Consider the following 14,774-nt stretch of genomic DNA (forward strand, 5'->3'; position numbering starts at 1 on the left):
ACATGGATACATTAGATGTTTTCAAGCTAGCAAAGCAAGTGAATGAAGATTCTTTGTCGGGTTCGATATCAGAAGAGCTTCTACTAAAAGAAAACGTTTTATACGGGGCATCTGAAACGATAGGTCGGTTCACTAGACTCAAACCCAACGGCGAATTCACAGAGGGTTGTTTTCAGAACGGTAAGTTTATAGTTAAGAAGAGCTTATCTTCACCATCATCCCTGTGAAGCAAGTCATCAGGTAAGTGCTCTTCACTTAAATCACTTTCAATATTGACGCTGCGTTATTATTCATCGCACTCAATACACTTTCTACAGCCAAACTACGCTAGTTTTTCCGTAGTACGTCACTGAAATACAGTGCCTTAGATATCGATGCATGTTGCATTTGCTTAAGTTTAGTTATTTTACAGGGAGGTAAAATTGAGCTTTTCATCGGACAACTTAATACCCTTTGGAGAACAAACCGCAACAGGCGATCTTGTTGATGTCGGTGAGGTTGAAAAAGGAGAGCGTTGCAACTGTATTTGTCCATCATGTAAAACACCACTTATAGCTCGTAAGGGCGACATAAAAGAGTGGCACTTCGCACATAAATCACACGCAAGACGAATTAAAAAAGAAACAGAAAAGCCATGTGATATGTCGTTCGCTGTCTCTGTAAGGTTAATGGCAAAACAGCTATTTGAGTGCGGTGCTCATATGCTACTTCCCAAATATGAGAAGGTATTTAGCTTGCCAATTCCCAGCTTTTTGCCATTAAGGAAAGATGAAGAAACGAAGACCTATACTATTTGTGATGAAAACATGATGGGTTTCAGCTCAGTAGAAATAGAGCAGCGAAGAATGGGTTCGGTCTTCGACTTAATACTGAATGTAGATGGGTGGGAAATTCTTGTTTATATAACTTATCAGGGAAGATCATTTCCCAAAGTAGACATTCAGGCTGGTAGTCGGGTGGGCTTGATTGAAATTAATGCAATGGAAATCAAAAGTGCATTTAAAAGTATCGCATCAGGGCAATATAAAAAGGCACTGTCGGATTTCTTGGCGCAATCATATGTGGGTAAAAAATGGCATTATCACCCGAGAGAGCAAAGGGCTGAGGAAGACTTCAATAAATATGCGAGTCAGCGGCTAAATATACTCAAGAATGAAGGGAAGTACAATGAGCGCACTATTGGTGCTGCTTCTTTGATTCATCCTACTCACCCTAGCAATCAGTCAGGGCAAGCACATGCTACGGCAGCGTCGAGACCGCCCAAAAGTAAAGAAGAAATAGAACAACTAAAAAAAGCTGCTTTAGATGGAGCGATCAACGGGTACATTGTAATACTCGGGAGTGACAAAGCATCAGAGGGGGCTAAGCATGTAAGTAGAGAACGTATCATGGGAGGCTTTAATAATTTCAGTGAAAACTCACTCCACAAATGCCTATCATGCGAATTTGAGTGGAGCGGAAAGACAAATACTTGTCAGCAATGTGGTAGCTACACACATAGTCGCTCAGTAATTTAAATGGCAAACACGAGATTTCTGTGAGGCCACTATTGAAATAAATTACACGCTCCAGCGACATAGATAAATTCTAATGTGAATGTAGGGATAACAAACTTTATCTAATACCTCATAATAGGGCTGTTAAATAAACTAAGTAAGCTAACAATTTATGAAGCGCAATATACCAATACTCTTTCTTTTGAGTATCTTCACTTTCTCATGTTCGTTACCGGATGACACTAATGCCCAAGTAAAAAAAAGCCAGTCCGGCATATGTCATGATGTATCTAGCAAATCTTACCATCGAACCAAAAACTTCGAGGCTTTTAGCACAGTAGATGCGTGCTTAGATAGTGGTGGCCGTTTGCCTAAAACGAATTCATCGTATGAGCAAGCTGAGGAAGAGGCGTTAATCGAGGGAAGGAGCTATACATCAATCTATGATAGGGCCGATTGGCCACATTGGATTGATAGTGATAGCGATTGTCAAAATACCCGTCATGAATTATTGATTCAAACATCAAACCTTCCTGTTGTTTTTAAGACCGATAAAGAATGTCTTGTCGCTGTAGGTGAATGGTATGACCCATATTCAGATGGTACATTTACCGATTCTACCGCACTAGACCTCGACCACATTGTACCGCTGAAATTTGCGCATGGGCATGGAGGCGATAAATGGTCGAGAGAGAGGCGTCAACAGTTTGCAAATGATCCTGACAACCTTTTACTAGTAAAAGCGTCACTCAATCGTCAGAAAGGAGCTAAGGGGGTAGATGAGTGGTTACCTCCGAATCATGCCTATCGGTGTCAGTACATAGATAGGTTTATGACTGTCATCAATAAGTATCAGCTGACGCTTATCTCCAGTGAGAAAAGAACCATCGGCAAGATGCAAGCGGCTTGCAATAAACATAAAAATTGAGGTGTGCCTAAGTCAAGGCTAACTCCATATTTTTGAAGAACTGTTCGAGTGTTCAGTTACCAATTTAAACTAAATTCGATAGGTTAATCTGGACGACTGTTGAGAACAGGATTTTTTATATGGAGTGCTCATTTATTAACGGTGTTAGAGCTGTTGTCGCGGACACATACCTTGCCTATACCTCTGATATGGATGGGGCAGAGGCATTTATCCGCTTTGTGAATAAAGAAAACTCGCTTCTCGATGTTAGAAAAGACCCCAAGTTTAGCGCCTTTTCCGACGATGAGTTAATCGATGAGATGTTTCTATTGGAGCAGGACATCATTCGTTTGCTCAATGAAAACTTCTAAACTAGTCAATATTTATGTCCCTATTCCAATCTTTCCGCGCGGATAACTTTTTTAACCTTCAACTAATAGCTCCTAAAAACGAGGCTCTGATTCAAACTGGAAAACAGGACAAAGTTGTCTGTCTAAAACTCTCAACAAAATAGTAACTACACAAATGTGTTCTTTTTTTAGTGCATTAAGTTTTTTCTTGGTTTAGTATAAAAATTAATCAATCCGCGAGCAAGGATGTACGCGTTTACCTCTGTAAGGAAACGTATATGAAAAAAATAATTTTACTCAGCACTTTACTCTCCCTTTATTTCACTTCGTTAAGCATACAAGCACAAATGAGCGTAACGAGTGACACTGTTAACCAAGAAATATATGGACGTTACACGGGAACTCCCATAATTAAACTTTCATCATCGTACATGTGCCACGATAAGAACTCTCCTTACTACTCGCGCACTCTTAACGGCTACAGAAACAATTTTTCTACTATTCAAGAATGCGTTAATGCGGGGTTTGGCCTACCTAATGTTTCTGAATATAGAGAGGAGCCTGAATTTTACGCAAAAGGAGCTGCGAACATCAAAGCTTTACAAGAAGCTAGATTGCTAACTAAAGATGACCCTGCTAAGGCAATATTGGATGGCTTGGGTTCCACCGCCAACCAAACTCCAAATTCTGTGCCTGCAACGGAGAGCCAAATTGAAACTGCGAAAGAAGAGGTAGAAAAAGCCAACAAAGAAAAAGAAGCTAGTTTTGAATTTGGCGGATTCAACTGGAATCCTGCGCTCGTTTATCTTTCATACAACGGCCATGATTATATTGAAGATGTAAGAATAGAGTCAGGGGAAGAAGGGGAACCAAGTAGTATCTTCGTCGGCAAGCAAATAAGTGGACAACTATCGCTCATGCTGGAAGCTCATTATTACTGGGACTGGATGCGAGGGAAGTACCAATACGGCACAGGACCTTTTGTTTCAGTAAGTTTAGCAACACAAGAAGGCAATAGCCTAGGCTCTGTTATGGGAGTTGGTTGGATGTTTGGTCTACGCCAGCAGGAAGGGATTTCCATGAATATCGGGCTAGGTTACTTTCGCGACACGGACTTTGTGACATTAAGAGACGGTTTGAAAGATGGCGATGAAACGACATTCACCGATAGTAATGATTTGCTTCAAAAGAGGGACAATGGCGGTCTTATGTTAGTACTTAGTTCCACATTCTAGATGAAATTATCGATGCTATATATTCGGATGGACTTTGAGACATCGTCAATAAGTCCTCTTTGCGAAAATACTAGGTTCGCTGTTTTTCTGAGGGATTTTAAAAGACGTAGTTTGTCTTGAACATTAAAAGGAAAAAATGTTTATGCGAAGCGGTCTACTTTCGATTTTGAATGCAATCCATAGCGATATCTTAGAAACTATGGATTCTGCTCGCAATTACTACGTTAAACAAGCGGTTATATTCAGGTTTTTATCTAGTGTCACTAGGCTGATAGCCTTTTCTTTGACCGTCGCAGCTATCTGGCTCACATTCTCAACAAAAGAATATGCCTTAGTGAAAGAGCTTTTCGGAAATTCTGCAAATGGTTCATTATTCTTTATTGCAGCAACAGGAAGCTTAATAGTGATGGATAAACTATATATTATTTCTAGTAATTGGAAGCGTTTTACTATTGCTAAGCTGGAGATTGATGAGCTTCGCCAACTTACTCTTCTCAATCGGAAACGCCTTGAAGTTAGCTTCACTGAAGCGGGGATGAACTTTGAAGCTTTCATATCTGCATGTGAATTTTATGAACGCCAAATTGTTAAGCTATTTAAACTTCAAAAAGAAGAAACAAAAGAATGGGGTAAAGATCTATCAAGCGCGATGGACTCTTTAAAAGAGATTCTCGACGAAACTAAAAAAGAAGCCGAGAAAGAGGCTAAAAAGAAGGCTAAGCCACAGGATACCAAAGATACTTGTGTTGTTAAGGTATCCATTGAGAATCATTCCGTAATTAAAGGTGAAATATTAATTATCCTAGGTCATATCGAATACTCTCGAACTCCAAGTAAAGTGTTAGTTTTTCCAAATGTACAAATTAAAAATAACCACGTTCACGCAAAACTTATTTGGACAACTGGTGACGAGAGTGAGCATTTCGCTGAAGATGTTGTTTCCGCAAAAGCTGGTGGATTAGCTGAGATAGAATTTAAAATTACCTCATAAAAAAACACTAGAAATTAGGGTATAGGATTGCGAAGGAATTCACGGCAGTAGTCAAAAATCGCCAGTAGAATCTAGCCACCCTTTTTAATGGATAAAAAAATGAGAAAAGAATCAATATCAATACCTATTTCATTAGCATTGACTAACGAACGGTCATGGGAAAAGCTTGATCGAAAAGGCACGTCGTTCTTTATTGTTCGATTTCATTTCCAAATCAACGAACGGTTGTTGAATGAAAAACACAAAATCGGGGATTGGATCGGTCTCTATCAATCTACCAAAGGAATGAGTGCTCAGCATGTAGAATCTGAAACGACATCCATGGAACAAATTCAGTCCTTGAGATCGATTGAGAATCATTTATTAGAGAGTGAATTACTAGATGAGGTTGCCTTTTACCTAGTTAAAAACCTAGAGCTACCCAAGCTATTAAAAATCGGAGCATCTATTAAAGGAAAAGTTAGTTCAAGGTTAAAGAAGTCATACGCGACAAGACAAGAAATATCAGATTCCCAAAAAGTCACTCATACACATTCTTTCGAGATAACAAATCATTACCCTTCTGAGGAAACAGATGCGATTGTATCTGTTCCTGTTTATAGACGAAGAGCTTCAGACATTTTGTTGTCCTATATCGATTATCTGAAGGTAGACTATAAGCGTTCGCCTTTAGGATTAAGAAAAAAAGCTAAGAATAGCCCATCAGTAGAGCACCCTCGTAAACACACGAATAGATATAAAATTGGTCTGCCTATAGCGACAGCTTATTACTGGGAATTACAAAAAAATTCTTCGAAATTTATGTATGAAAGAGACCACAAAACTGAAGTTATAGACCCATCTCAAATAGTAATTTGTGAGCCAGTATGCGATAGAGAAAAAGTTGTAGAGTTCCCAAATGTCCCTACCTTGTATCAAATATCAAAAGCTGCTTTTCCGCGTAAATGGATTTGGAGAAAGAGTGAAGAGCGAGAGTGGACCGAAGAAGATTTAAAAAATATTGAACTAGATGAAGTAAAAAATAAAAAGTACGGGTGGTACAGCTTTTACGGAAATAAAAAAACGTAACAGTCAAATAGTTAGAAGTAGCTTTGTTGGGGTTTTGAATAGTAACCCTGTTCAGTTGAGTCTGGTCGATTCAAGGTGATATAGAAACAGAATAGGTAAAGGGGCTTTTAATCGTGGTATGGAATATCATTCTCAGCATCATATTCATATGGGGGATGATAGGATTCATAGATTTAAGCGGGTTTCAAGAAAATGAAAAGGGCCAAATTATAAAAGTCACCAGCACAGAGCAAGAATCATTTTTCATAAGAGTCTTTATCTGTAGCATCCCCGGTATTCTCATGATCTTCGGTCAGATTGAAATAAACAGTTGGATTGTATATTTCGCACTTACTCTAATGGTTGGCTATTTTTCTTACCCAAACTTCCCAACCCCTAAAAACAGTACTACCAGTATTTTTCGGTATTTTTGGTTCTGGTTAACCGAATCCGGATTTGCGCTTCTTAGAGGTATACTTCCATTTCTCATAGCCTCATTAGTTTTTGGGTTTGCTGGAGCAAATTCTCCTGCAACCCCTCTTTATGAATATTTTGTATTAGTTAAATCAACAAAAGCACATTTTTTCATTCCATGGGCTTTTGTAATAGGAGCCTTGGCACTACTTACATTTAGATGTCAGTGGATTGTAAAAGCGATGTGCACTCCAGATGGGATGGGCCCACTAAGGTTATATTTGATTACATTTGCTGTAATGCTTGTGTACTTAGTAAATCTGACCGTATTGATACCGGCAGAGTTGGATAATTGGGGCAGTCCAGTTAAAGGAGTATTGGGTGGTATTGCGATTAACTTTGCATTTTCTTACTGGCTGGAAATACTTGATAGCAAGAAAGATGACGCTATTGGAGAGTAATGATGATTCATACCAGATTGGTTTATATCAAGCAGTTTACGCTCCACGCAATATTTGTTTCGTCGGATTGCTAACTTCGGTTTTACTTACATGCTTATCGTTCACCATCTCTTCTCCCCTCTGCCTCTGTAGAAACAGAACGAACGACCATAAATCAGATACATAATTAATCAGAAACATCTCGGTAAAATTAGTACCCATTGAAAGCAAGACTGAAAAAATTCCTTAATAATAAAAAAATTGCTTTAAAAATATACAATACTTACTAAGATAAAAAGAAAACAGGGAATATGTTTATGTTAGAAGCTCCAATTATTGGTCCAATCGTAGGACACCTCACTTCTACATCTTTACGTCTGATGGCAGGATGCAAGCCAACTTCAAAAGACAAATCTAACATTGGTCGTGTCCGAATTAAGAAATCGAGTAATGATACATGGGAAGTTACTAAAACGTTTCGGTTTAACCGCACTTTTTATTATACAGGTGTTATCGAGCTTACAGAGTTAGAAGCAAGCACAAAGTATGACTATCAAATGGCAATAGTGTCAGATGAAAATGAAGCGAGCATGCCTAACGAAGCTGATTGGAATTCAATAGAGGTCAATTGCTTTACTAGCCGTTCGACTGCGTCAAACCAACCAGTCGCCTTTTGTTTTGGCTCATGCCTGCGTAACTGTGATGACGGGCGGTGGGGCAAAACGTTAAAAAACGTCATCACACAAAATAGCAATAAGCCAATTGATTTCATGCTCTGGCTGGGCGATCAAATTTATAACGATGAGTACATGTGGTTGACACCTAGTAATACCTCTAAGCAAGATTTTGCACAGCGCTATGAAGCTTTTTATAACAATGAGTATGTGAAGGGAGTTATTAGACAGTTTTCAAACTACATGATCATTGATGACCATGAAATTGAAAACAGTTTTACGGATGGCGCTAAAGAATATGAAGACGCGGGAATTCCTTGGTTCTCAAGAAACAAGGAACGACTAATCAATGGAATTGGGGCCATTTATTCATATCAATTGTCACATGGGCCAATATTTACTACCGAGAGAGATGAAACACAGGCGAACGTAAGGTTTGTAAAAGGACAAAATAATCATCAAACCCCAGCAAGACACTACGAAAGCGTAAAAATTACAGACGAGGTTGGGTTATTTCTGACAGATACTCGCAAAGAAAGAACGAAGAAAAAAATGATGTCCAGAGAGCAAGAAGATAAATTATTGGAGTTTCTCAGTGACACAGCAACGAAAGTTAAGCTTATTGCCACTTCTGTTACCTTTTTAGGAGATACAGCCAAAAAGCCTAAAAAAGCGGATAATTGGATGAAAGGATACAAGCAACGAGCACGTATCTTAAAATATATTGTAAACAAAAAAATTGAAAATGTAGTCTTTTTGTCAGGCGACATACATTCACATTATGCAACTCAGTTAACCGTCGATGGCCTAAAATACAAAGTTTACCAGTTAGTTTCAGGATCTTTATTCTGGCCAACAGGCTTCATTATAAACAAGATACGTTGGGGGAAAGAAGATGTGAACTGGGATTATATTTATGGGGCCCCCTCTAACTATGGGATAACCAAACCATTATCTGACACTTCCAAAGATTTCTTTGAAGGAAATGGCATTGGACATGTGCTTATTGAAGATAATAGCTTTCAATTTACTGTACATAATCACGACGAAAAAAGAGTGATAAGAGTAGATTTGCCACTATAAACAAATGGTTTTGAAAGTTATTAGGCCTACTGTATATTTACAGTTAACTTTCGTTTTGAGGTAGGTGTTGGCTAATTTGCTTAAAAAATGCAGTGCAAAAAAATAGAGGCACTTCAATACCTGAACACGACGCTGGGAAGAGATCGATTGGTATATAGTACTCGCATGAAAGTATTAAAAAGTTAATTAGCTTGAAAGTCTGAATTAGACAAAGAGCCGACGTTAAGGCGTTAACTTTTAGACCACCGATTTGTACCAAACGCGGTCGTTAGCAAGCTTTACTTTTAACGAATCGAGATAGCAGCAAGCGGACAGTCAGTAATCAGAAAACATCGACCTAAAATTGCCCCATTTTGTTGGCTATAGTACGTTTTCTAATATCGTTATGAAGGCGTTTCCTTTCCTCTGAAAGCTTTTTTCCTACTTGCGATAGCTTGTTAACTGAATTGATTATCTGTTTATGACGAGCACGTTCAGATTCATAAATTAGCTTTGTACTTTCAATTGAGGTCGCGGTTTTCAGGGACAAACTGCGAACTTGATCCGCTACGATTGCAAAAGCTCTACCAGATTCTCCAGCCCTTGCTGCTTCAATTGCTGCATTTAATGCGAGCAGATTGGTTTGGTCAGCTATGACAGAAATCGCATTAAACACATCGCTTAACTGCTCCATATTGTCGGATAATGAATCAGTTAAGGAATCTAATTCTGAGACCAAAACTTCATTCTCAACAATCCTTTTTTCAAGCTTTTGATAGTCGGCAAAAATCGAATCTAAAGGCATCTCACTGGAACCAGAACCTTTTGTACTATCACTTTCCTCTATGCTCTGATTACGCTCGCTTGAATCTTCGTTTTCATTGGACGAAGAAAAAAAACGCGCTAGTTCTAAATAATGACGCTTTGCGTAATAAATGAAAACTAAAAATAAAACAACGGTAGCTATTACTAGAATTATTTTAATGCCAATCATTTATATTTCCCAAACGCTCCAACTAACGCTGCTATCGATGCCAACACAGCAACAACCATTGAGAACATCATTTGAAGGTATCCCTCTATTGAAATTGTTATGCAGAGGCTATCTTTTACATCAACCATTCCGTCGTAGGGACATGTTAATAATGCGTCCTTGAAGCCGGAGTAAAAAAATTCAGGTATAAACCCAACTATAATTCCCAAAAAAATAGATTCAAAAAAGAGGATTTTAAATTTACTAGTAACAGAGTCACTCACAACTTAACTCCTTTTAAGCTTAAAGATTAGACACTGCTTAATAATGTACAATATTTAGACTGGTTTCAATAAATTGGTTTACGATAATATAAGTATGATGTATAACACATAAAATTTACTGCATTGAACATTGCTGTTGCGATCGCCAGAGTGCAAGTAATCTACCGAAAATACCGAATCGAGCGCACACTAAACAATATCATAAAAGACACATAATTATCATTCGTTCCAAATAGATTGACTGTCCTTTAACTCGTTGACCCAATAATGAAAGTAGTTGTTGCTGACTGTCTTTTTAACACTCATAGCAACTATTAAAGTTGCTATGAGCCAACGACTGCTTCACGTACATTTCAGGGGCACCTTCAGACAAGCGGACGTCCCCCCGCAGCACACACGAATATAGAGAATCGAGGTCGATAGGCCGTTGAGACTGCATTTAATAGCCATCTGTTCTATTGGTTCAAGATTGATGTGGCCTATATCTATATTGTGTAATTCTAGGGGAAAAACGATGACGATATTGTATGTCATTACCTTCGGACTCCCAAAGACGACCCACCCCTTCCAAATATACAAAATCACCTTCTCGAGTGTCTTGTAGAAAGCTCCTTGTTGCTTCGCAATCACATAACTGAATGACCAATCTATCGTCAAAGTCTTTTGGGCATGAATTCTTTTCACATACTGATTCGATGGGGCTAAATAAAACATAAATCGCCTTAGGATCATTAAGGACATATATTTTTTCTATTCGCAAAGCCCATCTAATTTCACGATCTATAAGAGAATCAACAACTAGATTACCCATTTTTGCCCTATTGTTTATACCGTAATAGGACTCAAGAAATACACCGTAATTATTTTCGGGACTATTACCCTCAAGATAGGCAAAGGTTGTACGCTCTTGATTTTGTTCTTTGAGACTATTTTTGTATTCGTCACTCAAGTCTCGATAGCTTTTTTCCCACATTTTAGAATACTGATTTATTGAATCTAATATGGGTTCTATATCGTTGCTAACATCTATCTCTGTAATTAGATTATTCGTTTCGCTTGAAGTGCGTTTAGAGTTCTCGACCGTCTCATTGCCATGACTATTTCTGTATTTTGCATACTCGAAAGAAATAACATCTTTTATGAATGGGAGAAAAACAATTGTGACGATAGCAATCACCCCGGCAACAGACTTTTTCTTATTCTCTTCAAACCACTTTGTTATTGATTCCATTATATATTCTAACTTCCCTCTTCCGAAGAGAATGCCTAACAGCTGATTACTGAGACTTAATGGTAACATCAGTTTCCCATGAAAAACTACATTCTGTCTTTACATGGGAAAGAATACGAAATGTCCTCTTCATGTACGCTTCAGCCCCTAGTTGCTAACGACACCTTGAGACATTCAGCTGACGTTCACTGATTTCCGTTTAGAAGTCAAAAACGCGTGGGCAAACTGGTGAGTCGCCCAAGTATTAGAGTCTTAGTTTGTGCGAGCACACGCCTTGTAATCTTTTGTTAAGCTCCACTGCTTTCGACGTTATCGGCATTTTCTTTAAAAGCCTCCAAACGGCCAATATTACTATTTGAAAACTTTTTTATGCTTTCTAAAGGAACTAATTCGTAAGTGTTCAGAACTATGCCGTTATCTTTATCAATTTTTACAGCTAACCAGTTCTCATTATACGTCCTAATTAATACATAGTTGGGCTTCTCATCACTTATGAAAAAACTGGTTTGTTTGTTAGCACTGTAGCCACCAGCTAAATATGAAAACACAGATAGCAAGTAGACAAATACTAATGCCAGTATTGGAGCAGCTCCTATCTTTTGTGAAACTTTATCTAGTGCAGAGTCAAATTCGAAATCTTTGGCTTTTGCCGCAGCCACTTTATTCCCAAGTCCTTTGAGGTGCCTATATTTCCACATAGGCCAAAGAATTTCTCTACATATTATCGGTAACGCAAAAATCAAAAGAAGAATTTGTATTTCTTTATTAGAGCGATTGAAAACGAGTCCAAACCCGTAAACAAAGAAATAGGCAAAAAGTAGTTTGTAGAGTGTGAACTTCAAAGCCTCCGTAACACCAGACATTGCTCGGCGAAGAAAGTCTGTGATGATAAGGAACCCTCCCAGTCCAGAAACTACTGAGAGTGAGTTAAGCAGAATAGAGTTTAATGCTACTTCTATGAAGGTAGCTGGAATTTCAAAATAACTAAAATATCCAAGTTCATGTACGAATGCTACCCAGTAGCCTAATGCAGGGATTGCTGCGAGTAAGGTAGACTCCGTAAAAATTCTTAATTCTTTTTTCATATCAAACTCAATTTTTCCTTTAATAGTGTCCTCCGCATTATCCATGGGGTACGACTGCTCGACTAAAATTAGCGACGAAGGCTCACATACCAAACGTTTTCGGCATTTTGAGTAACTTTTCAGGTGAATTTAACCAGCTAACCACAAACTTAACATCAACGATAGCCACGTGAGTATGTACAGGATTATGCTTGGGTTTTTAGATTTTATATTTAAATGAATAAATAAAAGTGTAAACGCTACGCCAACAAGACCTGATAACATGCTACTGGCTGTTGACTGCTCAGCGCTTCCGAAAACTTTGATAGGTAAGAAAATAAGTAATGCTAAAACAGCCAAGTATATAGACCACTTAACAATAGTCTCTCTGAGCAATTCGTCGGGATCAACAATTTCGTTTTTTTTATTGCGAAACAACTCCTTGAGTATATCTAAAATCTCCTTGTCAGCTTCAGTCATACTTCCTTTGCACCTAACAGCTTATTACTTAGACTTTATAGTATCACCCGTTTAGACTGAAAACTCATTTTCTGGATTTTCAGAAGAAGAGTATTAGAGGTCCGCTTTACGTACACTTCTGCCGTTACAAATGTTTGTAACGACAGCCTCTGGCACAGAGTTGCCTGACAGAAAGCATCTATAGGTAACAATAGACAAAAAGCCACCGTTCATGCTTTACCTATGGGCATATCAATGCTTGGTTAAAATAGGTAAAAAGAAATAGAAACTGAACGACTAGCATTTTTTGGACTAGCTCACGAGTTGCCCGATACACTTTCAATCCAGCCTCGGTAACTTGACACCCTAACTTGATAAGCAGTAGTACCATATAAACCGCCTTTAAAATTAGCAAGATCCCCACGCCAAACTTGCCAACTCGATAAACCAACCAAATAAGCCTTACCGTTTTCAATTATTACTGAAGCTCCGCCACTATCACCAGAACCGTGTATTCCTTCAAGGGGCAATGCGTCAGGTGGCTTATTAAATTTATACGTGAGCCAGTTTCCTTTTGAAGATTCAATAATGTTTCTAAAATGGTTTAATTCTCGCAATGATTTAGTTTCGAGGTTTTCACCAATTTCTCCGTTACCCGTTGCTCCACGACCAAATACTGTGATCTCTTTACCCGCTTGATCAATGTTTGGGTAGATATCAATTGGTTCTCTCGTTGTAACAGGGGAAGATAGTTTTATTAAAGCAATATCACTTCTAGATTCTAGAAACTTCATTAAGGGAGCTGCATCACCTTTAAAGAGAACCTCATCTGGTTCAATATAAAGTGGGTGTATGTAAACCTCTTCTATTTCAAAGACTTTATCGCCAACGCGTAATTTTTTACCTATGTAATCATAAAAAATGGTATGAGCGACTGTCACAACCCATTGAGGTTTTATCAATACCCCATGGCCCTCATGAGGTAGATCAATTAAGTATTCGGGTACTTTTTCTAAGACATAATTACGGGAAGGGATATCGTGCCGTTTCACCACAGCATTACTACTAGTTGCAATGAAAACAGCGAAAAAGAAAACCAAAACTTTCATATTACATCCATGTAGATTTAGGGCTAACTAAAAGCTGCTTACAAAGACTCCATACTAACACCTGTTTTGCCTGAAAAACCATCTAATATTTGTTCATGGAAAGGGTATTTAACGTCCGCTTCACGTACACAAGGGACTGTCCCGCTTAGTTCGCTCTATCGCTGAAAGTGTCAGGTTGGACCGCGACCAGACCGAGTGGTTTACAGTAAATCTTTTAAATTTAGCAGCTTGTAAAAACTAAACTTTACAGTAATTACAAACGACATATTTATTAACATTGACGTTAAAAAGTCGCTTTGAACCACCACATATACAATCTGAAGGATTATCTTGAAGGTGCTTTTCCCACTTTTTAGTCTCTCGGTTTGCTTGCAGTTTTTCCTGCCGGAGCTGCTCTTGCATTTCATCTTTCTTCATTTGCTTTTTTTTGCAAGTGTCGCTACAACTTGCGCATTTTCTGCACTTGGGCTTTTTACATACTTTGCAATTACTGTAGCTAAGCAGGCTGTGATCTTTCCCACAGGCGTAGCACATCGAATCCACGCCTGTAGTAAATCCGATATTACCTATGTATTCATCATTTTTGACGGAGGGGGGTTCTGGTCTTAGGTGAGACTCTGAGCTTAAATTTGTCTTGTGTCTTTTTATAAGCCTCTTCGTTTTATCATCTTCTTTCTTTACAGCTAAGTAAACAATATACCAAATGGGCCCTACAAGAAGACCGAAAGGAATAAGCATAACCAAAAATTTTAGCGACTTATTAAGGTTATGTTCTCGAAGTCCTTCCATTTGTCGATAGTAAGCACCTTCCTCTCGCTCTTCATGGCAATGATATTCGCCAGCTTTACGATCATAGTGACATCCGTTTGCATTCGTTCCTCCACTATGACTTTGAGCAGCATTAGGAGTTAAACAGAATAGTATTACTATAGATCTGATAATAGTTTTAAGCATATTTTGTAATGAAGTCCCTTTTAGCTTTGCTTGAAAAAAACTAGCCCATGAAGTCAGATAATATGTGAATTGCCTTTGGCAACA

Annotated in this window: 16 protein-coding genes; 9 read left to right on the plus strand and 7 right to left on the minus strand. The window is 38.4% G+C overall.

Annotated features, from left to right (window positions below; translation table 11 throughout):
• Positions 1-2 precede the first annotated feature (2 nt).
• From ACXAER_RS14190 to ACXAER_RS14230, 9 genes are all read left to right on the plus strand, one after another.
• On the plus strand, positions 3-227 hold the full coding sequence (locus tag ACXAER_RS14190; protein WP_474830212.1) for a hypothetical protein: 225 nt from the start codon (positions 3-5) through the stop codon (positions 225-227).
• Between the two features lie 195 nt (positions 228-422).
• Positions 423-1,517, plus strand: coding sequence for a competence protein CoiA family protein (locus ACXAER_RS14195; protein WP_474830215.1), 1,095 nt, complete (start codon positions 423-425; stop codon positions 1,515-1,517).
• Between the two features lie 151 nt (positions 1,518-1,668).
• Positions 1,669-2,424 carry an HNH endonuclease family protein gene (locus tag ACXAER_RS14200; protein WP_474830217.1) on the plus strand — a complete coding sequence of 252 codons (756 nt, stop codon included), beginning with the start codon at positions 1,669-1,671 and terminating at the stop codon, positions 2,422-2,424.
• Positions 2,425-2,543: 119 nt separating this feature from the next.
• On the plus strand, positions 2,544-2,774 hold the full coding sequence (locus ACXAER_RS14205) for a hypothetical protein (protein WP_474830220.1): 231 nt from the start codon (positions 2,544-2,546) through the stop codon (positions 2,772-2,774).
• A gap of 257 nt (positions 2,775-3,031) precedes the next feature.
• Complete coding sequence (locus tag ACXAER_RS14210; RefSeq protein ID WP_474830223.1) at positions 3,032-3,988, plus strand: hypothetical protein; 957 nt, start codon at positions 3,032-3,034, stop codon at positions 3,986-3,988.
• Positions 3,989-4,130: 142 nt separating this feature from the next.
• Entirely contained in the window at positions 4,131-4,979 is an 849-nt protein-coding gene (locus tag ACXAER_RS14215; protein ID WP_474830225.1) for a hypothetical protein, read from the plus strand.
• A 99-nt stretch (positions 4,980-5,078) separates the two neighbouring features.
• The gene (locus ACXAER_RS14220; RefSeq protein ID WP_474830227.1) at positions 5,079-6,047 is read left to right on the plus strand and encodes a hypothetical protein; all 969 of its coding nucleotides are present in this window, start codon (positions 5,079-5,081) and stop codon (positions 6,045-6,047) included.
• 113 nt (positions 6,048-6,160) lie between these two features.
• The gene (locus ACXAER_RS14225; RefSeq protein ID WP_474830229.1) at positions 6,161-6,901 is read left to right on the plus strand and encodes a hypothetical protein; all 741 of its coding nucleotides are present in this window, start codon (positions 6,161-6,163) and stop codon (positions 6,899-6,901) included.
• Positions 6,902-7,197: 296 nt separating this feature from the next.
• Entirely contained in the window at positions 7,198-8,637 is a 1,440-nt protein-coding gene (locus ACXAER_RS14230) for an alkaline phosphatase D family protein (protein ID WP_474830231.1), read from the plus strand.
• A gap of 337 nt (positions 8,638-8,974) precedes the next feature.
• On the opposite strand, the gene ACXAER_RS14235 is transcribed toward ACXAER_RS14230, so the two are convergent.
• The 7 genes from ACXAER_RS14235 to ACXAER_RS14265 all read right to left on the minus strand — a co-directional run bounded on the left by ACXAER_RS14235 (position 8,975) and on the right by ACXAER_RS14265 (position 14,690).
• On the minus strand, positions 8,975-9,610 hold the full coding sequence (locus ACXAER_RS14235) for a methyl-accepting chemotaxis protein (protein ID WP_474830233.1): 636 nt from the start codon (positions 9,608-9,610) through the stop codon (positions 8,975-8,977).
• Complete coding sequence (locus ACXAER_RS14240; RefSeq protein ID WP_474830235.1) at positions 9,607-9,873, minus strand: hypothetical protein; 267 nt, start codon at positions 9,871-9,873, stop codon at positions 9,607-9,609. The genes ACXAER_RS14235 and ACXAER_RS14240 overlap by 4 nt, the downstream gene beginning before the upstream one ends.
• A 463-nt stretch (positions 9,874-10,336) precedes the next feature.
• Positions 10,337-11,104 carry a hypothetical protein gene (locus ACXAER_RS14245; protein ID WP_474830237.1) on the minus strand — a complete coding sequence of 256 codons (768 nt, stop codon included), beginning with the start codon at positions 11,102-11,104 and terminating at the stop codon, positions 10,337-10,339.
• 287 nt (positions 11,105-11,391) lie between these two features.
• Positions 11,392-12,234, minus strand: coding sequence for a hypothetical protein (locus ACXAER_RS14250; protein WP_474830239.1), 843 nt, complete (start codon positions 12,232-12,234; stop codon positions 11,392-11,394).
• An 84-nt stretch (positions 12,235-12,318) separates the two neighbouring features.
• On the minus strand, positions 12,319-12,648 hold the full coding sequence (locus ACXAER_RS14255; protein WP_474830240.1) for a hypothetical protein: 330 nt from the start codon (positions 12,646-12,648) through the stop codon (positions 12,319-12,321).
• Between the two features lie 296 nt (positions 12,649-12,944).
• Positions 12,945-13,736 (minus strand): S1 family peptidase, encoded by a 792-nt coding sequence (locus ACXAER_RS14260; RefSeq protein WP_474830242.1) that lies wholly within the window; start codon positions 13,734-13,736, stop codon positions 12,945-12,947.
• Positions 13,737-13,973: 237 nt separating this feature from the next.
• Positions 13,974-14,690 (minus strand): YHYH domain-containing protein, encoded by a 717-nt coding sequence (locus ACXAER_RS14265; protein ID WP_474830244.1) that lies wholly within the window; start codon positions 14,688-14,690, stop codon positions 13,974-13,976.
• Between the last annotated feature and the right edge of the window lie 84 nt (positions 14,691-14,774).

This window comes from Alteromonas sp. AWJ4_199 (genome assembly GCF_056159165.1).